Here is a 19,290-nt window from a genome sequence, read left to right on the forward strand (position 1 = left end):
ATCGTTGGACCATGACCTGATTCGTATAGAGGAAGGACATATGCACCCCATCAGTTAATGAACATTCAAGACACTTGCGTATAAGTCGCTATCTGTCGGTAGCCTATACCGAAGTTGTCAGTTGCATTAAAAGATCATGGCTAGATCATGGCGCTCCAGAAGTTCATACCAGGTTTATTAACTTGGTTTTTTGCGTGTCTGATGGTTTTTAAAGTAGTTAAAATCGCTATATGTAAATTTCCAAATAGGTTGTAAGAATTAGTTGCAACAACTGGTTAATGAGAATAAGTTTCATATCGAATTTAACGAGGGTGAAGCGATGTTGAATGATGGCGTATTGCACTCTAGTCCTTTGCAAAAAACCAATGCCGACTATCTGGCTCGACAAAGCAAGTTCGAATCTAATGTACGCAGTTATCCACGCAAGTTGCCGCTGGCCATCGCCAAGGCGCACGGGCTCTGGGTGACCGATGTCGAGGGCAATACTTACCTCGACTGCCTGGCTGGCGCAGGTACTTTGGCCTTGGGGCACAATCATCCGGCCGTCATGGCCAGCCTCGACAGCTTCCTCGCTTCAGGCCTGCCGATGCACACCTTGGACCTGACTACCGCGGTCAAGGACGCCTTCAGCGAAACCTTGATCAGCCTGTTGCCGAACCAGGGCCGTGATTACTGCCTGCAATTTTGCGGGCCGTCCGGGGCGGATGCGGTGGAGGCCGCGCTGAAGCTGGCCAAGACCTACACCGGGCGCAACAACATCATCAGTTTCTCCGGGGCCTACCATGGCATGACCCACGGCGCCCTGGCCCTGACCGGCAACACCGCGCCGAAAAATGCCATCGCCAGCCTGATGCCCGGGGTGCAGTTCATGCCGTACCCCCACGAATACCGTTGCCCGCTGGGCATTGGCGGTGAGGCCGGGGTCGAGGCCTTGACCCACTATTTCACCCAGTTCATCGAAGACGTCGAAAGCGGCGTGTCCCTACCGGCGGCGGTAATCCTTGAAGCAGTGCAGGGTGAGGGCGGGGTCAACAGTGCCCCGGTGAGCTGGCTGCGGGCGATCCGCGAGGTGACGCGCAAGCACGGCATCCTGCTGATCCTCGACGAAGTGCAGACCGGATTCGCCCGCACCGGCAAGATGTTTGCCTTCGAACACGCCGACATCGAGCCGGACCTGATCGTCATGTCCAAAGCGGTCGGTGGTGGTTTGCCCATGGCAGTGCTGGGCATCCGTCGTGAATTCGACGCGTGGGAGCCAGGCAATCACGCCGGGACTTTCCGCGGCAACCAGATGGCCATGGCCGCCGGGCTGGCCACGTTGCAGGTGCTGCAACAGCAAAACCTCGCCGCCCAGGCCGAGCGCCGTGGCCAGTGGCTCAAGGACCGACTGGTCGAGTTGCAGGCGCATTATCCGGCCCTTGGCCAGGTGCGCGGTCGCGGCCTGATGTTGGGCGTCGAGATCGTCGACGAGCGCCAGCCGGCGGATCGTCACGGACATTTCCCGATGGATCCGGCGTTGGCCGTGGCCATCCAGCAACAGTGCTTCAAACAAGGCCTGTTGCTGGAACGCGGCGGGCGTAAGGGCAATGTCATCCGCTTGTTGCCGCCATTGATTATCGACGATGAACAATGCCAGCAAGTGATCCAGCGTTTTGATAACGCGATGGCTACCGCTTTATTGCAATTGCGCCCTTGAATGAATCAATTGAAGTTGCGTTAGCGGTTCGCCGGATTGCAGATTGATGACAGTGCTGCAAGTAACTTTGATGGTCGTCTGATTGTTTAAGCAGGTTCAGTGAAGTGATGTCGTTACGTGGGGTTTGGTCGGCCGTTAAACAGGTCGATCAGCAACTAATTTATTCGCCATATAACGGTCCAGTGGCCTCGCGGGCTACTGTGGAGCACCCATGAATCATCCAGATCGCAGTGTTTTATCGAATATGGTCAGTGAGTTGGCGACGACGCGCGCGTTGCTTAATTGTTTGATCAAAGAGTTCGCCTTGCCGGAAAACTGCCTCAGTTACAGTTGGCCGACGCAGATGCAAGGTATCGCCCCGGGCAGTTACCTCGAGGGTCTGGAATGGAAGGGCATTCCCCTGACCATCAACCTGCCCAACCAGCAGCAGTTCTTTGTGATGGTGGACCGCCGTGATGGTCTGGGCAGTCACCGTTACCTGTCGGACGTTTATGCCCGGCGTGGCGAGGGCGACTGGTCGTGCCTGAGGTTTGCCGAGTTCGTCGAGCAGTTGCTCGCGGCGTGCGAACACATGGCCCGTGCCAGCAACGACGAATTGCTGGATCAGGTGTTGCAAAGCCAGTTGCTGACCGCGGCCATCGTCGGCCACAACATGGACGGTCAGCACCCGGCACCGCTCAGCGGTTACCTCGCCAGCGAGCAGGGCTTGTGGTTTGGTCATCCGAACCACCCGGCACCCAAGGCGCGCCTGTGGCCAGCTCATCTGGCCCAGGAAACCTATGCCCCGGAATTCCAGGCCCGCACGCCATTGCACCTGTTCGAGGTGCCGCTGGAAGGATTGAGCGTCGGGGCCAACGGCCTGAGCAAAGCCCAAGTGCTGGCCGGTTTTGCCGATCAAGCGCAGGCGCGGCCAGGGCACGCCGTTATCTGCATGCACCCGGTTCAGGCTCAGCTGTTCATGCAGGATGGTCGGGTTCAGCGTTTGTTGAAATCCGCGGCCATCGTTGATCTTGGCGCCACAGGGCTGATGGCCAACCCCACTGCGTCCATCCGAACCTGGTACATCGAGGGCCATGAGTTCTTCATCAAGGGCTCGCTGAACGTGCGCATCACCAACTGCGTCAGGAAAAACGCCTGGTACGAACTGGAAAGCGCACTGATGATCGACCGAGTCTTTCGTAACCTCCAACTGACCCGGCCCGAAACCCTTGGCGGGCTTTCGGTGGTGGCCGAGCCGGGCAATCTGAGCTGGGCGCCGCAACAGGCCAGCGAAGGCGATAACTACTGGTTCCGCGAACAGACCGGGGCGATCCTGCGGGAGAACTTCTGCCTCGTCACCGGCACCGATTGCAGCATCATGGCCGGTACGTTGTTCGCTCGTGGCCTGCATTTACCGCCGTTGGTGCATGAGTTCCTGAGCCGGTTCAACGGCAATGACCTCGACGATCAACAGCTGTTGAGCTGGTTTGACGACTATCAGGCGCTGCTGCTGCGGCCGGTGCTGGCGCTGTTCTTCAACCACGGCATTGTGATGGAACCGCATTTGCAGAACAGCGTGCTGGTGCATGACAACGGTCGTCCACAACGCTTGCTCCTGCGGGATTTCGAAGGGGTCAAACTGACCGACGAACTGGGTGCTTCCCGGATCGACGCAGAGGTTCATCCACGGGTCCGTGAGTCGTTGCTCTATTCCCGCCAGCAAGGCTGGAATCGCATCGTCTATTGCCTGTTCGTCAACAACTTGTCCGAGGCGGTACTGGCCCTGAGTTGGGAGCGTCCGCACCTGGCGCCGCTGATGTGGCAACGGGTGGAGCAGCAATTGATCAGCATCCGCGCCGAATTGACCCGCGCTGCACCGGAGTTGGACGCACTGATCGCCGGTCAGCCGATTGCCTGCAAAACCAACCTGAAAGTCCGTCTGGCAGCCAAGGCTGATCGCCAGGCCAGCTACGTCAGTCTGGTGTCCCCGTGGGGCAAGGAGGCCAAACATGGATAAGCTGCCCGTCGCGGTATTGGCCGCCATCGACGAAGCCCGCCTACAACACGAAGACCCGCTGGCGCTGTTCATCTATGACCTGGACGCGCTGAAACAGCATGTGACGCAAGTGATGGCAGCGCTGCCCGAAGGCGTGGAGCTTTACTACGCGATCAAGGCCAACAGTGAACCGCAGATACTCTCCACCGTCGCGCCGTTGGTGCACGGGTTCGAGATTTCCTCCGGCGGCGAGATCGATCGTCTCCAGGTCTGCCCGACGCGCAAACCATTCATCTTCTCCGGCCCCGGCAAACTGGACTCCGATCTGCGTTCGGCGCTGCAACACCAGGTCGAAGCCATTCATATCGAAGGCTTGAACGAAATCGTCCGCCTGCAACGGCTGGCACTGGAAGCGGGGCGCGTGCAAGACGTCTTGCTGCGGATCAACCCCGAACTGCCTTCACCGCTCTCCAGCAAACTGGCGATGGCCGGCACGGCCACGCCGTTCGGGATCGACGAGTCGGAACTGGCCCAAGCGGTCAGTTGGGTCGATAACGCCAGCCACCTGCGGCTCAAGGGTTTTCATGTGCATGCGATGTCCCATCAATCGCAGGTGGAACGCCATGAACAATTGCTCGATCTGTACTTGCAGCGCTGGCCGCAATGGAAGGCGTTGTCGGCCGATCCCGCGGCGATCACCCACCTCAATGTGGGCGGTGGCATCGGCGTTAATTACCTCGGGCCGCAGCAATTCGATTGGCAGCGCTTGTGTACGCATTTGGGCCAGTCCCTTGCAGCCTGTGCCGATGCGCCCATCGTGCGCTTTGAGCCCGGTCGATTCATCAGCGCCTTCTGCGGCTATTACGTCATTGAAGTGCTCGATAAGAAAACCAGTCACGGCAAGCACTTCCTGGTCTGTCGGGGCGGCACTCATCAGTTCCGTTTGCCGGTTGCCCAGGGACATGATCATCCGATCATTCATCTGCCCCGGCATCGCGTAACGCCAACGGCGACACAACAGGACTGGACCGTCGTGGGGCAGCTCTGTACGCCCAAGGATGTGCTGAGCCGCGATTGCCCGCTCACCGGGGTGGAGATCGGCGACATGCTGGTGCTGCCGCTGGCGGGTGCCTATGGGTACAACATCTCCCATGCCGATTTCCTCTGTCATCCGCGACCACCGCAGGTGTTCCTGCACGATGCCGGAGTCGCACCGTGGGATTGACGTTTGCCGTGCCGCGCTGGTTGGTGGTGGTCAATGTGTTGTTGGGCACGCTGACGGTCAGCCTGAACAACAGCTCGCTGAACCCGGCGTTGCCAGCGTTCATGGAGGCCTTTGATATCGGTCCGCTGTTGGCCACCTGGATTGTGGCTGCGTTCATGGTGAGCATGGGCATGACCATGCCCCTCACCAGTTTTCTCAGCCAGCGGGTGGGGCGCAAATCCCTGTATTTGTGGGGCGTGGCGTTGTTTGTCTGCGGTTCGCTGCTGGGGGCGCTGGCCAACTCCATCGCGCTGGTGATTGCCGCACGCGTGGTGCAAGGCATTGCCAGCGGGCTGATGATTCCGCTGTCGCTGGCGATCATTTTTTCGGTGTACGCCAAGGGCGAGCGGGGCAGGGTCACCGGCCTGTGGGGCGCGGCGGTCATGCTGGCGCCGGCATTGGGACCCTTGTGCGGGAGCCTGATGCTGGAGTGGTTCAGTTGGCGTTCGCTGTTCCTGATGAATGTGCCGATTGGCCTGCTGGCGCTGATCCTGGGTGTCGGTGTGCTGCCGGCCTCTGAAGCGGCAGAGCGCAAACCTTTCGACCTGGCGGGTTACCTGTTGATCGCGACGGGCATCGGCCTGCTGATGATCGCCGTTGGCCGCCTGCGTCACGCCGAGGCCCTCACTGATCCGCTCAACCTTGGCATGCTGCTGGCGGCCATCCTGTGCCTGGTGGCGTTCGTGCGACTGGAACTGAACCGGACTTCGCCGCTGCTCAACCTGCGCATCTTTGCCCTGCGCGGTTATCGCTTGAGCGTGATCATCGCCGTGGTGCAGTCGGTGGGCATGTTCGAATGTCTGGTGCTGCTGCCGCTGCTGGTGCAAGTGGTGATGGGCTACAGCGCTATCTGGACCGGCCTGGCGCTGCTGTGCACGGCGATGTTCGCCAGCCTGTTCGGGCATCTCGGCGGCAAGTGGCTGGACCGTCACGGCCCGCGCGGCGTGGTGCTCTGGGGGCTGCTGCTGACCGGGGGCGCCACGTTGGGATTGGGCATGCTGGGGGCTGGCGCTTCAATCGGTGTGGTGTTTTTTCTGATGATGGTCCGCGGCGCCGGGTTGGGCCTGTCCTATATCCCCATCACCACCGCCGGGCTCGATGCGCTGCCTGAACCGATGGTCACCCAGGGCGCGGCGATGAACAACATTTCCCGTCGTCTCGTCTCGTCACTGGCCATCGTGATCGCCTCGCTCTGGCTGGAGTTTCGCCTGGCCGCCGAGACGGCGGGCGGCATTGTTTCGGTGGCAACCCCGGGGGCGATCAGCGAGGTTTTCATGGCCACCGGCATCCTCATCCTGCTGGCATTGCCCTGTGCCTGGCGTTTTCCCGTTCACACATCCGACGAGGCGGCCGAGGCATTGCCCTCAGCCCTCGAACACCGTTAATTCTTTCACGGACAAGGTTATGACTATGGCGACTTCTTCACAGGCAACACCTCAGGCTCAGGATGGCGTGCCAGGCGTCTGGCTGGCGACGGCCGATCCGCGCCACTATCAGCAAGTGGAACAGCGCGTGGTGGGCCAGCTGCTGCAAACGCTGCTGTATGAAAACGTCCTGCCGTATCACCATTCGCCACTCGATGGCGGCCAGTACCGTTTTGTTGTCAGCGGCTTCGATGCGCAGCAACAACCGGTGGAGTACCACTGCAGCGGATTGCTCAGCGAAAGCTTCGAGCTGATCCGCCTCGACTATGCCAGTCTCGAACGCGTAGACGCGTTGGGCGCACGCAGTCGGCCGCACCTTCATCAAGCATTGGCGGAGCTGCTGAGCGAACTTCAGGACAGCCCGCACCTGCCACGCTTCACCCATGAGCTTGAACAAACGATGCTCAAGGATCTGCAATCGCGCAGCCAGGGCTATCAAGCGGCCAAACCTCCGTATCAGCTGGATGTCGATGCGCTGGAACAGCACTTCATGGACGCCCACAGCTATCACCCTTGCTACAAATCGCGCATCGGTTTCTCGCTCAAGGACAACGCCAGTTACGGGCCGGAATTTGCCGCGCCCATCGCGATTGTCTGGCTGGCGGTTGCGAAAACTTGCGGGGCGATGAATATCTCGCGGCACTTGGATTACGACGGGTTTATCCAGCAGGAATTCGGACTTCAGCGCTGGCAGCAACTGGCTGAGAGCCTTACCGATCAAGGCAAGTCGATGGGCGATTACTGGCTGATGCCGGTGCACCCGTGGCAGTGGGAAAACGTCATCGTTCCCGTGTTCTACCCAGAACTGGTCAGCGGAGAGGTGATCTATCTGGGCACTACGGATGACCGTTATCAGGCGCAACAGTCAATCCGCACCCTGGCCAACGTCACTGAAAAAAAGCGGCCTTACGTCAAGCTCGCGCTGAGCATGACCAATACCTCCAGCACCCGAATTCTGGCCCGGCATACGGTGATGAACGGCCCGATCATCACCGACTGGTTGCAGCAATTGATCGGCAGCGACAGCACCGCCCGCGACCTTGGCTTTGTGATTCTCGGTGAGGTGGTCGGCGTCAGCTTTGATTACGATCACCTGCCTGCTACGCGGATGTCCCAGGCCTACGGCACGATGGGCACGCTGTGGCGCGAGAGCATTCACCAGTACCTGCAAGACGACGAGCAGGCGGTGCCGTTCAATGGTTTGAGCTCCGTGGACAATCGCTACGGCAACGGTGAACAGACCCCGTTCATCGATGCCTGGATCGCTCAATACGGCCTGCACGCCTGGACGCGTCAACTCTTGCAGGTGGCGGTGTCGCCGATCATTCATATGCTGTACGCCGAAGGCATCGGCATGGAATCCCATGGGCAGAACATCGTCCTGATCGTGAAGCAGGGCTGGCCGCAACGTATTGCCCTGAAAGACTTCCACGACGGCGTGCGCTATTCACCGCAGCACCTGGGGCGCCCCGATCTGTGCCCGACCCTGGTGCCGCTGCCCGCCAGCCACGCCAAGCTTAACCGCAACTCGTTCATCCTCACCGACGACGTGGATGCGGTCCGGGATTTTTCCTGTGATTCGTTCTTTTTCATCGCCCTGGCCGAGATGGCGATTTTCCTGCATCAGCACTACCAGCTGGAAGAGGCTCTGTTCTGGAAAATGACCGCCGAGGTGATCACCGCTTACCAGGCCGAACATCCGCAACACCGCCTGCGTTATGTAGCGTTTGATGTCTTCGCTCCGTTCTATGAAGTGGAGGAGTTGACCAAGCGCCGCCTGCTGGGCGACGGCGAACGTCGTTTCAAATCGGTGCCGAATCCGCTGCACGCGTTCCGGCCGCAATCATGCTGAGGACCAATCTGCTCAAGCAGAAGCTCAGAACAGGTGAGCCGGTCTACGGCCTGATCAGCTCGATTCCGTCGCCTGCGGCCATCGAACTGATCGCCGAGGCGGGTTTTGATTTTGTGATCATCGATATGGAACACGTGCTGATCAATCCCGAGACCGTGGAGAACATGATCCGCACCGCCGAAAGTTACGCGCTGACCCCGCTGGTGCGGGTGGCGGACCTCAACCCGAAAACCCTGCTGCGCCTGCTCGATGGCGGTGCCCAGGGCATTGTCTTGCCGATGATCGAAGGCCCCGAACCCTTGGCCGAAAGCATTCGAGCCTGCAAATACCACCCGCAGGGCACCCGCAGCCTGAATGCCGGTCGCCCCGGTGCGTTTGGCAAACACAGCCTGGCGGAGTACGTCGCGCTGGCCAACGAGCAAATCATGATCGTAGCGATGATCGAAAGTGCCGAAGGTGTGCGACGCGCGGCAGAGATTGCCGCGGTGCCGGGCCTGGACTTGATCCTCGAAGGGGCCGCCGATTTATCGCAATCGATGGGCATGCCCTGGCAGATCGACCGGCCCGAGGTGCAGCAAGCGCTGCTCTCCAGCTGGCAAGCGGCGAGTGCCGCGGGTGTGCCGTATTGCGCGATTCCACGTCAGCCGGGCGACCACGAACGATGGTTGGCTCGCGGCGTAAAAAGCTTTGTTTTGGGTGACGAGCGTGGCATCGCTTTTCGTGCCCTTCAGGCCAAATTGGCCGCCACTTCAGCAGAAGGAAAATAATCGGATGAACTTCACCGCAATGGCCGCCGACAGGGTGATGCAGGATTTGGTCGATTGTTTGCTGGCCGAACATTTTTTCGGGACCGAGCCGCTGAACCTGGTGGCGCCCTCGTCATCGGCCGATCAGCCGTTTACGGGGTTGAGCGCCGAACAACGGATCTGGGAATGGCCCAGCGATCCCCAAGGTTGCATCGTTATTGCCCTGCGTCCCGGTATAACCCAGCAATGGGAGAAAGTACCGGGCACGCCGGTTTGGGCGCGACAGAATGACCAACTGACCGCGCTGTCACCCGAGGCCTTCACGACCCAGGTGTTGGCAGGGATGACCGATCGCTACCCGGACAATGAAAAAGGCTTCGCCCTGTTTCTGGATGTGCTGCGCACTAGCGTCAGGCAAACCGAGTTGTCCCTGGCCCATCGGGTTGACAGCGAACGCTTGCTGGAAAAGAGCAACGCGGACTTTTTCCTGGCGATGGAGCAGTGGGCTTCGTTGCGTGATCGTCCCTACCATCCGCTGGCCAAAGCCAAGCAGGGTTTGGACGACGCGGAATATCGGCAGTATCAGGCGGAGTTCGCCCGTCCGGTGGCGCTCAATTGGGTCGCGGTCGACCGCGCGTTGCTGCAATGCGGCGACGGTGTGACGGATCTGGCACAGAGTTATCCCGCCCAGTTCCTGTTGCCGCCGCTGTTGCAGGCCAACTTGCACCAAGAGCTGCAGCAGCGGGGCATTGCCCAGAGCCACATCGCGCTGCCGGTGCACCCGTGGCAGTTCGAACACGTGCTGGAGGCGCAACTCGGCGACGCTTTCACCAAGGGTGACTGCCATCGACTGGACTTCACCGACGGTGATTTTTTCGCCACCTCGTCATTGCGCTCGATGACCCCGTGCTTCAACAGTGCCGATTACCTCAAGTTGCCGATGGCCATTTACTCCCTGGGTGCGTCGCGTTATCTGCCCGCGGTAAAAATGATCAATGGCGGCTTGAGCGAGGCGCTGCTGCGTCAGGCACTGGGCAAGGATGAAACGCTGCAGCAGTCCCTGCATCTGTGCGACGAAACCAAATGGTGGGCGTTCATGCCGCCAGACGCCACGCTGTTCGACGAAGCGCCGCGTCACCTGTCGGCCATGGTGCGCGGCTATCCGCCTGCGCTGCTCGAAGCCCCGGACTGTCGACTGGTGCCCATGGCTGCGTTGGGTACACCGCTGCCGGGCAGCAACCAGCACTTCTTCGATGACTGGATGGGCTACCGCCAACTGCCGGCCAATGCCGGATCGGTGATGACGCTGTTCCGCGAGCTGTGCCACAGCTTCTTTGATATCAACCTGCGGATGTTCCGCATCGGCATGCTGGGGGAAATTCACGGGCAGAACGCGGTGCTGGTGTGGAAGGCCGGTTACGCCCAGGGCCTGCTGTTGCGCGATCACGATTCGTTGCGCATCTTCGTGCCGTGGCTGGAACGCAACGGTCTGGCTGATCCGGCTTACCGGCTGAAGAAGGGGCACGCCAACACGCTGTACCACGAGCGCCCTGAAGACCTGCTGTTCTGGCTGCAGACCCTGGGTATTCAGATCAACCTCCGCGCCATCATCGATACGCTGGCTGAGGTCTACTCATTGCCGGCGACCGGGTTGTGGACGGCGATGGGCGAAGTGCTCAACGAGTTGATCGACACCATCGAGTTTGACGCCGAGGCGCGGATCATGATCAAGCACCAGCTGTTCGAATCGCCGCACTGGCCGCAGAAATTGCTGCTCACTCCGATGATCGAACGTGCGGGTGGCCCTGGCAGCATGCCGTTTGGCAAAGGGCAGGTGGTCAATCCGTTTCACAGGCTCGATCGTGAAGCTTGAGCCGCGATGTCATCCCTCCAGGCGCACGCTGTTGCGCCTGTCCCTGGGGGCGCTCGCCCTCAGGTTTTCCACGCCAGCGTGGGCCGAGGCTGGCGCCGCGCCGTTGCGGGTGATCACCCTGTTTCAGGGCGCCACCGACTGTGCCGTGGTGTTGGGCGTGACCCCGTGTGGCGTGGTTGATTCCTGGAGCGAAAAACCGACCTATCACTACTTGCGCGAAGCACTGGGCGCTGTGCCCCATGTCGGCCTGGAAACCCAGCCCAGTCTTGAGGACATCGCGCTGCTGAAGCCGGACGTGATTATTGCCTCGCGCTATCGTCATGAACGCATTGCACCGTTACTCAAACAGATCGCCCCGGTGCTGATGCTGGAGGAAGTGTTTGAGTTCAAAAAGACCCTGGCACTGATGGGTGCTGCTTTACACCAGCAACAGAGGGCCGACGAGATTCTGAACCGATGGCAGCAACGCGTGGCACAACTGTGCGAGCAACTGCAGCAGACATTTGCCGGACGCTGGCCTCCCACGGTATCGATTCTGGACATCCGCGAAGACCACATCCGCAGTTACCTGCCGGCGAGTTTTCCGGGCTCCGTGCTCACCGAACTGGGATTCAATTGGAGTGACAGCAGCCGGGCGGCGAGCGGGGTATCGATCAAACTCACCAGCAAGGAAAGCCTTGCGGTGGTGAATGCCGACATCTTTTTTGTCTTCCTGCGCGCGCAGAACGGGGCGGTGCAGCGCAACTACGAGAGTCTGGTGCAACACCCGCTGTGGAAGCAGATGCGTGCCCCGCAGCAAGGACAGGTGTGGCAGGTCGATGGCGTCGCGTGGAGTCTGTCGGGCGGGATGTTGGGGGCGAACCTGATGCTCGACGACGTGGCCCGCGTGGCCGCCGCGCAGGTGGCCTCATGAGTCCGGGAGTAAAACTGTGCAGCGCGGGTGTCGTGTTGCTGCTGTGCTGCGTGTTGAGCCTGGCGGTCGGTGCGACCTGGATTCCACTGCCACAGATTGCGGCGGCGTTTGTCGATCCCGACCCGTTGAGTATCAGTCATGTGCTGGTGACCACCACGCGGCTGTCGCGGACCCTGATGGCGATTTCCGTCGGCGCCAGTCTGGCGGTCGCGGGCGCCCTGATGCAGGCACTGACCCGCAATCCGCTGGCGTCACCCGGGCTGTTCGGGATCAATGCCGGTGCGACTTTTTTTATCATCCTGTTTTCCTCGATCTTCTCGCTGTCATCCCCGGATGCCTGGCTATGGTCGGCGTTCATTGGCGCTGCTGTGGCGGGTCGTCTGGTGTGGCTGATCGGCAACATGGGGCAAGGCAGTCTCAGTCCGCTGCGCATCGTGCTGGCGGGCGCGGCGATCGCCGCGTTGTTCTCCGCTTTCAGCCAGGCGCTGCTGGTGGTGAATCAGGATGGCCTGGACACGGTGCTGTTCTGGATGGCCGGTTCGTTGACCGAACGCAACCTGTCGAGCGCTGCACCCTTGTTGCTGACTGATCTGTTCGGGTTGTCGGGGGCGCTGTTGCTGGCCGGGCAGGTCAACGTGCTGAACGCCGGGGAAGAAATTGCTACGGGGCTGGGGCAGCAAACCGGCCTGATCCGGCTGCTGATGAGCGTGCTGGTGATCTGTCTCGCGGGCAGCGCGGTGGCGTTGGCCGGCAGCATTGGTTTCATCGGTCTTCTGGTACCGCACATGGTGCGCAAAGGGTTGTCCATCGACCATCGCTGGTTGCTGCCTGGTTGTGCGCTGCTCGGCGCCATTCTCCTGCTGTTGGCGGATACGTTGTCGCGGGTATTGATCCTGCCGCAGGAGGTGCCGGTGGGGGTGATGACGGCGCTGTTCGGCGCACCGTTCTTCATTATGTTGGCCCGGCGTGGAGGTCGTTATGGATAAGGTGGTGAGCTGGCGCCGAGGCGGGTATTCCCGGCGGGTCAACCTCTCCACGTGGTGGCGGTTGGCGGCGGCGCTGGTGCTGACGGTGCTGGTGATGCTCGGCTCGTTATCGCTGGGGAAAGTCATCCTTTCGCCCCTCGAGGTGATGCGAATTCTGTTTTCCAGTCAGGACGCCAGCCTGACGTTGATCGTCGAGCAACTGCGTTTTCCACGCATTGTGCTGGCGGCACTGGTGGGGGCTGCTTTGTCGGTGTCCGGGTTGATCCTGCAAAGCATCATCCGCAACCCGCTGGCATCGCCGGACCTGCTGGGCATCACCAGCGGTGCCAGCGCCGCCGCCGTGCTTTATCTGTCGTTCTTGTCCGTGACGCTGGGGCAACAGTTTCTGCCCTTGGCGGCGATGCTCGGTGCGGCTCTGGCAACATTGTCCATTTATCTGCTGGCCTGGAAGCAGGGGGCCTCACCGCTGCGGCTGGTGCTGATCGGCGTGGGCGTCTCGGCGATGTTGACGGCCGCGACCACCTTCATTCTGGTGTTCAGTCCGCTGACCACCACTCTGTCGGCCTACGTCTGGCTAACCGGCAGCGTGTACGGCGCCAGTTGGCCCGAACCGCTGGCGCTGGCTGGCTGGTTGTTGGGCATTTGTCCGCTGCTGGTGTTGCTGGCCCGTCAGGTGATGGTGCAACAGTTGGATGACCATCTGGCCCAGGGCATCGGCGTGCGCGTGCAATGGCTGCGGGCCGGTTTGTTGCTGGTGAGTGTGGCGTTGGCCGGTGCGGCCATTGCCTGGGGCGGGGCGATCGCGTTTGTCGGGCTGATCGCGCCGCATATTGCCAAACGCCTGGTGGCCCCCGGTTTCGCTGGGCAGGCCGTGATGGCAGCCCTGATTGGCGCAAATCTGGTGATGCTGGCGGACCTGGTCGGGCGCACGCTGTTCTTGCCCCTGGATTTGCCGGCCGGGATCTTTGTCGCGGTGCTGGGCACACCCTTTTTTCTCTATTTATTGATTAAACAGCGTCATTAAGGAATTCAACGTATGACGTCGATTGCAAGTCGCGGCCTGACCCTGAGTTATCAGCGTCAGGTGATTATTGACGCGCTGGACATGCAACTGCCCAAGGGCAAGATCTCGGTGCTGATTGGCAGTAACGGCTGCGGTAAAAGTACCTTGCTCAAATCCTTTGCCCGACTGCTGAAACCGCAGCAAGGCTCGGTGATTCTCAACGGCGTGGATATCCAGCAAAAATCCACGGCGGCGGTGGCGCGTGAGTTGGCCATCCTGCCTCAGACACCGACGGCGCCGGAGGGCATCACCGTTCGCCAGCTCGTGGCCTTGGGCCGATACCCTTATCAGAGCTGGATGCAACAGTGGTCGTCCGAGGATGAAACCATGGTCAATCGCGCGCTGACGCAGACCAGTTTGCAGGCGCTGGCGGATCGGCCGGTGGATGCCTTGTCCGGTGGGCAGCGCCAGCGCGCGTGGATCGCCATGACCCTGGCCCAGGACACCGGCATCGTGCTGCTGGACGAGCCGACGACCTTCCTCGACCTGGCTCACCAGATTGAAGTGCTGGACCTGCTGCGCGACCTCAATCGGCTCGAAAACAAAACCATCATCATGGTGCTTCACGACCTCAACCTGGCCTGTCGTTATGCCGATCATATGGTTGCGGTGCATGAGCGTAGGGCATTTGCCCAGGGCCGGCCTGAGGACGTCTTAACCCAAGCGCTGGTCAAAACCGTGTTCGACCTCAACTGCAGGATTATTCCTGACCCGTTCTTTGGTACGCCAATGTGCATCCCGTTTGGTCGGGAATTGCCGCAATGAGTCTGGCTCGTTACTTCAGCGCGCAAGAGTGGAACGTGCTGGGCGGTGGGTTGCGGTTGAAGGACTGCGCCGAGCGCGACCCATTACGCTCGCTGATGGCGCGTGATCTGTTGCAGGACGATGTGTGCGAGCGTTTGCTGGACGCATTGAGCCCGGTCATTGGCTCACCGTCGCGGGCGATCACCGCCTCGCTGCTGGGCAAGCGCCTGTCGTTCCTGGCCACCGGCGCCTGTTTGTACGCCATGTCGGTGTACGACAAAGGGCTGCTGCTGTCGCTGGACAACACGGTGATCGAATACGGCCACGATGAAGGGCTATGGACGTCTTCGATGCCGTTGGTTCATTCCCTGCCGCTGACGTACGGGGCAGGTGAGCGCGAGGCCTGGCGGGAAACCCTGGTGCAGGCACTGTTTGCCGGGCTGTTGAAGCCGCTGTGGCAAACCTTCAACCGTGTGAGCGGCGTTTCACGACGCATCTTGTGGGAAAACACCGCGGTGCGCGTGTATTCGTTGTATGAAAAACGCATGGCAAAAATCGACGAGCCGTCGGTGCGTGAGCGCTATGAAGCCGACTTCGTGTGGTTGCTGACTCAGGCAGAGCCTTCACTGTTCGGCCTCGATTACAACCCGCTGAGCCATTTCCGCCGACCGCCGACACTGGTCGACGAGGGCCAGCGCAGCATTCGCTTTCGGCGAACCTGCTGCTTCTATTACCTGGCTACTGAGCCCGCTGAATATTGTTCGACCTGCCCACTGCTGCGTCCGGGGAAATGCCGATGAGTTATCAGATCAACCCTCGCCAGCAGCTCGTCACCCCGGAGTTGCTCAACACCTACCGGTCGATCCCTTCGTCAACCATCGGCCATTTTTCCGATCGGGGTTTCCTGCGGGGGATCAAGCCGCTGTTCAACGACATCCGCATGGTCGGCAATGTCATCACCGTCAAAGTCTTCCCGCCGGATGGCAGCATTTTGCGTGAGGCGCTGTTGCTGAGTGAGCCGGGCGACGTGCTGGTGATCGAATGTGTGGGCGACGAGGAGTGTGGCTGTTGGGGCGAACTGCGCACCCTGGCCGGGCTGATCAAAGGGTTGGCCGGGGTGGTGGTGTCGGGTGCCGTCACGGATGTCAGCGCATTGCGTCGCCATGGGTTGCCGATCTTTTGCCGGGATGTCAGTGCGTACACGACTCGCGGCATTGGCGCCCATGGGGAAGTCAATCAGTCGATCAATGTGGGCGGGTTTCAGGTGCAGCCGGGAGACCTGGCCATTGGCGATGATGACGGTGTCTTCATCCTCGATGCCCGGCGTGCGGTCGAGCTGCTTCCCGAGCTCTTGGCCAAAGAGGAAATGGACCAGCAGCGCAGGGACGGATTCTTGCAGAGGCTCGTTCAGCGAAGGGGCTGACTTCCCGAGCTGAAATGAAAAGGGGCAACTGTGCAGTTGCCCCTTTTTTGCATCTAGTCGGTCAGAAGCCGAATTTGTCTCGCAATCCGTAATACCAGGCGCCCAATGCAGCAAACGGTGTACGCAGCAGTTGTCCGCCGGGGAACGGGTAGTGGGGCAGGTCGGCAAACGCATCGAAACGCTCGGCCTGGCCACGCAACGCTTCGGCCAACACCTTGCCTGCCAGGTGCGTATACGTCACGCCATGGCCGCTGCAACCTTGGGAATAGTAGATGTTGTCGCCCAGGCGTCCGACCTGAGGAAGACGCGACAAGGTCAGCAGGAAATTGCCGGTCCAGGCGTAATCGATCTTCACGTCCTTGAGCTGCGGGAAGGCCTTGAGCATCTTCGGCCGAATAATCGCCTCGATGTTCGCCGGATCCCGCGCGCCATACACCACACCACCGCCGAAGACCAGGCGCTTGTCGCCGGTCAAACGGTAGTAGTCGAGCAGGTAGTTGCAGTCCTCGACGCAGTAATCCTGTGGCAACAGGCTCTTGGCCAATGCGTCGCCCAGAGGTTCGGTGGTGATCACCTGAGTCCCGCAGGGCATCGATTTGGCGGCCAGTTCCGGCACCAGATTACCGAGATACGCGTTGCCCGCAACGATGATGAACTTGGCCCTGACCTTGCCCTGAGGCGTATGCACCACCGGACTCGCGCCGCGCTCGATGCGCACCGCCGGCGATTGCTCATAAATGGTGCCGCCCAGCGACTCGACAGCTGCCGCTTCGCCCAACACCAGGTTCAGCGGATGAATGTGCCCGCCGCTCATGTCGAGCATGCCGCCGATGTATTGATCGCACGCGACCACTTCACGGATGCGACGCTGATCCATCAGTTCAAGCTGCGTGTGACCGAAACGCTCCCACAGACGCTTCTGGGATTCCAGGTGGCCCATCTGCTTGGCGGTAATGGCGGCGAACACACCACCGTCCTTCAAGTCGCACTGGATATTATATTTGGCAACCCGCTCACGAATGATCCGCCCACCTTCGAACGCCATCTGCCCCAACAACTGAGCCTGCTTGGGACCGACACTGCGTTCGATCACATCGATGTCGCGGCTATAACTGTTAACGATCTGGCCACCGTTGCGCCCCGACGCACCAAAACCTACCTTCGCCGCTTCAAGCACCGTGACCCGGAAACCGTTTTCCAGCAGAAACAGGGCAGAGGACAGACCGGTGTAACCGGCACCGATCACACAGACATCAGTCTCTACGTCATCCTGCAAGGCCGGGCGCGGCGGAACCGCATTGGCCGATGCGGCGTAATAGGATTCCGGGTAGGGGGTGTTCGCCATCCTGTAGCCTCTGTTTAATATATTTTACGAGTGCATCGATCCTACCCGAGATAAAAATCGACCGCCAGCCACCGCAAAATGTTCTTTGCAGCGACAAAATTAAATATTTTGCATATTCATAGGGTTAGCTCGAAAAAAGGTGTTGACACCCCTTCGGAATTCCGTAGAATGCCGCCTCACAGCAGGCACGTAGCTCAGTTGGTTAGAGCACCACCTTGACATGGTGGGGGTCGTTGGTTCGAGTCCAATCGCGCCTACCAAACAAAATCCGCTCTGCTGGGCGGTCTAGAAGGGCTCACCGAAAGGTGGGCCCTTTTTTGTTGCCTGCGATTTGCAAAACTTTTGCAAAACCCCCACTCAAAACGCCAGCTCGGCACCCACCTCCAGGTACTCGACCTTCTTTTCGTCGTGTCTTCACTTTGCCGGTGGCCCGCTTGATGACGTGATAGGCGTTCTCGCCGAAGCGAACCGCGCTTACTGATGCCTCCTTGCCGATCAGCGCGTTGTTAATTCAGGCTTTGGATTTGGCTTGCTGTATCTGATCTGTGAATCATTGAGCGGCCTCACGGTCATATCGCTGACCTTTGCATTCAGGACGTTCAAATGAAGCGTGCAGTAATAATGTTCATGGCCATTTCAGGCTCTCTCCTGTTGGGAGGCTGTGGGCCTCACTGGGACGACGGAGAAAGGTACGGTCGAGATCGTGATCGAGGTCATGATTACCGTCGTGGATACGACCGCGGGTATGACGATGATCGAGAGTATGACCGCAGATATGATCGTCGTGACAATGATCAGGGGTATGATCGCAATCACGGTCGTGATCGTGATCGTGATGATAGAGACGACTGAAGGCGCTGGCCATCGGCTAGCGAGAAACGGCGGTGACAGGCTCTCCTCGGGTCGGTCAATGATCACCCGGTTTGCCGATTAGCTTCAGCGGCACGGATTGCCAGTGATTCAGGCGTAAGATAGCGGTGCTACCTCATCAAAAGGAGCCGCATATGATCGCCGACCAAATGAACAAGCCGGTATCTGAGGACAGAGCTGTTTGGGATCAATACTTCTGCGCTGCGTTGATTGCGGAAAGCAATCTGACGGCACCGGTTGTAGGAGGGGCTACTCATGAAGACAGGCAGAATCTGTTGATTGAAAGGGCCAAAGCTCTCGCCGACAAGATGATGGAAAACAGAAAATAACCAGAGCCCAGCCATCGCGCTGGGCTCTTCACATCTGGATCTCGGCAGCGGTGCAGCGCTACTAAGTCAGGCAATCAAGTCTACTTTGCCTCTAGCAAGGCGATAGACGCCTCCCACGATCTTCAACGTGCCCTTGCTGAGCACATCTGTCAGCGCCGGCCTAATGGAAGGCCCGCAGCGCAAGACGATGCCGGTGCTGCAACAGGTGATCATGATGGGTGAGTTAGCGGTCAATTGCGTACTGGATAACCACAAGCCTGGGTAGTCGCCAGGCACTGTAACGAGGGGATTGCCCCCTCGTTACAAATGTTGCATGAAGAGCATGAATCACTACTGGTGTGGTTCATCTCAACAACGTCGGACCAGTGTGGTAGGTCCAGCCAACTAAAACCAATCTTACCTGGCGTTCAACTTCTTCAGTTCTTCATAAGTCGCCGACTGTACAAACCAGAAGCCGGAGATGATGCACCACGTCAGGGTGCCGGTAATGAAAACGGCTGCCCCGGACCAGAAGCCCTGAACGAAGATCATGACCACTGCGGCGATCCAGATAACGGCCAGTGCGACGTACAGAACTACGTTGTTTACACCAATTACGAACTCTTTCACGTCTATTCCCTTTTGAGTGATTGTCCTCTGACTCCTTACGCAAGGGCCAGTGGGCGGCATGATAGGGAGATAGCTGGCTGTTCGCCAGTTATGTCACGGCCTGCTACTCAAATCGATTCATAAGCAAAATCATCCTTCCCTGAGCAGGTAGTCATGCTTCGAAAAAATCGCCCTCAGC

The 19,290-nt window shown here is 59.7% G+C and carries 18 protein-coding genes, 1 tRNA gene and 1 pseudogene; 17 read left to right on the top strand and 3 right to left on the bottom strand.

Annotated elements, in window-relative coordinates; genetic code table 11:
* Positions 1 to 319 precede the first annotated feature (319 nt).
* The 13 genes from ACIQU2_RS04215 (at position 320) to ACIQU2_RS04275 (ending at position 15,959) form a co-directional block, all read left to right on the top strand.
* Positions 320 to 1,696 carry a diaminobutyrate--2-oxoglutarate transaminase gene (locus ACIQU2_RS04215; protein WP_403138824.1) on the top strand — a complete coding sequence of 459 codons (1,377 nt, stop codon included), beginning with the start codon at positions 320 to 322 and terminating at the stop codon, positions 1,694 to 1,696.
* Positions 1,697 to 1,907: 211 nt separating this feature from the next.
* Positions 1,908 to 3,692 (top strand): IucA/IucC family protein, encoded by a 1,785-nt coding sequence (locus ACIQU2_RS04220; RefSeq protein WP_403138827.1) that lies wholly within the window; start codon positions 1,908 to 1,910, stop codon positions 3,690 to 3,692.
* Positions 3,685 to 4,896, top strand: coding sequence for a type III PLP-dependent enzyme (locus ACIQU2_RS04225; protein WP_403138830.1), 1,212 nt, complete (start codon positions 3,685 to 3,687; stop codon positions 4,894 to 4,896). The genes ACIQU2_RS04220 and ACIQU2_RS04225 overlap by 8 nt, the downstream gene beginning before the upstream one ends.
* Entirely contained in the window at positions 4,893 to 6,320 is a 1,428-nt protein-coding gene (locus tag ACIQU2_RS04230; RefSeq protein WP_403138901.1) for a DHA2 family efflux MFS transporter permease subunit, read from the top strand. Before ACIQU2_RS04225 ends, ACIQU2_RS04230 begins: the two co-directional genes overlap by 4 nt.
* A 19-nt stretch (positions 6,321 to 6,339) precedes the next feature.
* On the top strand, positions 6,340 to 8,211 hold the full coding sequence (locus ACIQU2_RS04235; protein ID WP_403138832.1) for an IucA/IucC family protein: 1,872 nt from the start codon (positions 6,340 to 6,342) through the stop codon (positions 8,209 to 8,211).
* Positions 8,205 to 8,978, top strand: a complete 774-nt coding sequence (locus ACIQU2_RS04240) for an aldolase/citrate lyase family protein (protein WP_347802672.1) — start codon at positions 8,205 to 8,207, stop codon at positions 8,976 to 8,978. The genes ACIQU2_RS04235 and ACIQU2_RS04240 overlap by 7 nt, the downstream gene beginning before the upstream one ends.
* A 4-nt stretch (positions 8,979 to 8,982) precedes the next feature.
* Complete coding sequence (locus ACIQU2_RS04245; RefSeq protein ID WP_403138834.1) at positions 8,983 to 10,830, top strand: IucA/IucC family protein; 1,848 nt, start codon at positions 8,983 to 8,985, stop codon at positions 10,828 to 10,830.
* A complete protein-coding gene (locus ACIQU2_RS04250) occupies positions 10,820 to 11,743 on the top strand; it encodes an iron-siderophore ABC transporter substrate-binding protein (protein WP_347802674.1) in 924 nt (307 codons plus the stop codon). The genes ACIQU2_RS04245 and ACIQU2_RS04250 overlap by 11 nt, the downstream gene beginning before the upstream one ends.
* Positions 11,740 to 12,729, top strand: a complete 990-nt coding sequence (locus ACIQU2_RS04255) for a FecCD family ABC transporter permease (protein ID WP_403138836.1) — start codon at positions 11,740 to 11,742, stop codon at positions 12,727 to 12,729. Before ACIQU2_RS04250 ends, ACIQU2_RS04255 begins: the two co-directional genes overlap by 4 nt.
* Positions 12,722 to 13,753, top strand: coding sequence for a FecCD family ABC transporter permease (locus ACIQU2_RS04260; protein ID WP_403138839.1), 1,032 nt, complete (start codon positions 12,722 to 12,724; stop codon positions 13,751 to 13,753). The genes ACIQU2_RS04255 and ACIQU2_RS04260 overlap by 8 nt, the downstream gene beginning before the upstream one ends.
* A gap of 12 nt (positions 13,754 to 13,765) precedes the next feature.
* Positions 13,766 to 14,557 carry an ABC transporter ATP-binding protein gene (locus tag ACIQU2_RS04265; protein ID WP_347802677.1) on the top strand — a complete coding sequence of 264 codons (792 nt, stop codon included), beginning with the start codon at positions 13,766 to 13,768 and terminating at the stop codon, positions 14,555 to 14,557.
* Entirely contained in the window at positions 14,554 to 15,336 is a 783-nt protein-coding gene (locus tag ACIQU2_RS04270; RefSeq protein ID WP_347802678.1) for an IucA/IucC family C-terminal-domain containing protein, read from the top strand. The genes ACIQU2_RS04265 and ACIQU2_RS04270 overlap by 4 nt, the downstream gene beginning before the upstream one ends.
* Complete coding sequence (locus tag ACIQU2_RS04275) at positions 15,333 to 15,959, top strand: RraA family protein (RefSeq protein ID WP_403138842.1); 627 nt, start codon at positions 15,333 to 15,335, stop codon at positions 15,957 to 15,959. Before ACIQU2_RS04270 ends, ACIQU2_RS04275 begins: the two co-directional genes overlap by 4 nt.
* A gap of 61 nt (positions 15,960 to 16,020) precedes the next feature.
* Here the strand turns inward: ACIQU2_RS04275 and ACIQU2_RS04280 are convergent, their stop codons facing one another.
* Entirely contained in the window at positions 16,021 to 17,304 is a 1,284-nt protein-coding gene (locus tag ACIQU2_RS04280) for an FAD-binding oxidoreductase (protein ID WP_347802679.1), read from the bottom strand.
* Between the two features lie 183 nt (positions 17,305 to 17,487).
* Here ACIQU2_RS04280 and ACIQU2_RS04285 point away from each other — a divergent pair.
* The 3 genes from ACIQU2_RS04285 to ACIQU2_RS04295 all read left to right on the top strand — a co-directional run bounded on the left by ACIQU2_RS04285 (position 17,488) and on the right by ACIQU2_RS04295 (position 18,503).
* Positions 17,488 to 17,564, top strand: a tRNA-Val gene (locus ACIQU2_RS04285).
* A gap of 343 nt (positions 17,565 to 17,907) precedes the next feature.
* On the top strand, positions 17,908 to 18,156 hold the full coding sequence (locus tag ACIQU2_RS04290; RefSeq protein ID WP_403138845.1) for a hypothetical protein: 249 nt from the start codon (positions 17,908 to 17,910) through the stop codon (positions 18,154 to 18,156).
* 152 nt (positions 18,157 to 18,308) lie between these two features.
* The gene (locus ACIQU2_RS04295) at positions 18,309 to 18,503 is read left to right on the top strand and encodes a hypothetical protein (RefSeq protein WP_111452631.1); all 195 of its coding nucleotides are present in this window, start codon (positions 18,309 to 18,311) and stop codon (positions 18,501 to 18,503) included.
* Between the two features lie 66 nt (positions 18,504 to 18,569).
* Here ACIQU2_RS04295 and ACIQU2_RS04300 read toward each other — a convergent pair.
* Positions 18,570 to 18,662 (bottom strand): annotated as a pseudogene (locus ACIQU2_RS04300) (carbonic anhydrase); the annotation flags it as partial.
* On the opposite strand from ACIQU2_RS04300, the gene ACIQU2_RS04305 reads away from it, so the two are divergent.
* Positions 18,631 to 18,768, top strand: a complete 138-nt coding sequence (locus tag ACIQU2_RS04305) for a hypothetical protein (protein ID WP_403138907.1) — start codon at positions 18,631 to 18,633, stop codon at positions 18,766 to 18,768. The pseudogene ACIQU2_RS04300 and the gene ACIQU2_RS04305 overlap by 32 nt on opposite strands.
* A 131-nt stretch (positions 18,769 to 18,899) precedes the next feature.
* Here the strand turns inward: ACIQU2_RS04305 and ACIQU2_RS04310 are convergent, their stop codons facing one another.
* Positions 18,900 to 19,112: a hypothetical protein gene (locus tag ACIQU2_RS04310; RefSeq protein WP_403138848.1), complete on the bottom strand. Its 213-nt coding sequence runs from the start codon at positions 19,110 to 19,112 to the stop codon at positions 18,900 to 18,902.
* Between the last annotated feature and the right edge of the window lie 178 nt (positions 19,113 to 19,290).

The organism is Pseudomonas sp. NPDC098740, from assembly GCF_044760065.1.
GTDB classification, from domain to species: Bacteria; Pseudomonadota; Gammaproteobacteria; order Pseudomonadales; family Pseudomonadaceae; genus Aquipseudomonas; species Aquipseudomonas rossensis.

Bases quoted from the DNA above. Each gene is read 5' to 3' on its own strand.
- ACIQU2_RS04215 (WP_403138824.1), top strand. From the start codon at position 320: ATGTTGAATGATGGCGTATTGCACTCTAGTCCTTTGCAAAAAACCAAT.
- ACIQU2_RS04220 (WP_403138827.1), top strand. From the start codon at position 1,908: ATGAATCATCCAGATCGCAGTGTTTTATCGAATATGGTCAGTGAGTTG.
- ACIQU2_RS04225 (WP_403138830.1), top strand. From the start codon at position 3,685: ATGGATAAGCTGCCCGTCGCGGTATTGGCCGCCATCGACGAAGCCCGC.
- ACIQU2_RS04235 (WP_403138832.1), top strand. From the start codon at position 6,340: ATGACTATGGCGACTTCTTCACAGGCAACACCTCAGGCTCAGGATGGC.
- ACIQU2_RS04240 (WP_347802672.1), top strand. From the start codon at position 8,205: ATGCTGAGGACCAATCTGCTCAAGCAGAAGCTCAGAACAGGTGAGCCG.
- ACIQU2_RS04245 (WP_403138834.1), top strand. From the start codon at position 8,983: ATGAACTTCACCGCAATGGCCGCCGACAGGGTGATGCAGGATTTGGTC.
- ACIQU2_RS04255 (WP_403138836.1), top strand. From the start codon at position 11,740: ATGAGTCCGGGAGTAAAACTGTGCAGCGCGGGTGTCGTGTTGCTGCTG.
- ACIQU2_RS04260 (WP_403138839.1), top strand. From the start codon at position 12,722: ATGGATAAGGTGGTGAGCTGGCGCCGAGGCGGGTATTCCCGGCGGGTC.
- ACIQU2_RS04265 (WP_347802677.1), top strand. From the start codon at position 13,766: ATGACGTCGATTGCAAGTCGCGGCCTGACCCTGAGTTATCAGCGTCAG.
- ACIQU2_RS04270 (WP_347802678.1), top strand. From the start codon at position 14,554: ATGAGTCTGGCTCGTTACTTCAGCGCGCAAGAGTGGAACGTGCTGGGC.
- ACIQU2_RS04275 (WP_403138842.1), top strand. From the start codon at position 15,333: ATGAGTTATCAGATCAACCCTCGCCAGCAGCTCGTCACCCCGGAGTTG.
- ACIQU2_RS04280 (WP_347802679.1), bottom strand. From the start codon at position 17,304: ATGGCGAACACCCCCTACCCGGAATCCTATTACGCCGCATCGGCCAAT.
- ACIQU2_RS04290 (WP_403138845.1), top strand. From the start codon at position 17,908: ATGAAGCGTGCAGTAATAATGTTCATGGCCATTTCAGGCTCTCTCCTG.
- ACIQU2_RS04295 (WP_111452631.1), top strand. From the start codon at position 18,309: ATGATCGCCGACCAAATGAACAAGCCGGTATCTGAGGACAGAGCTGTT.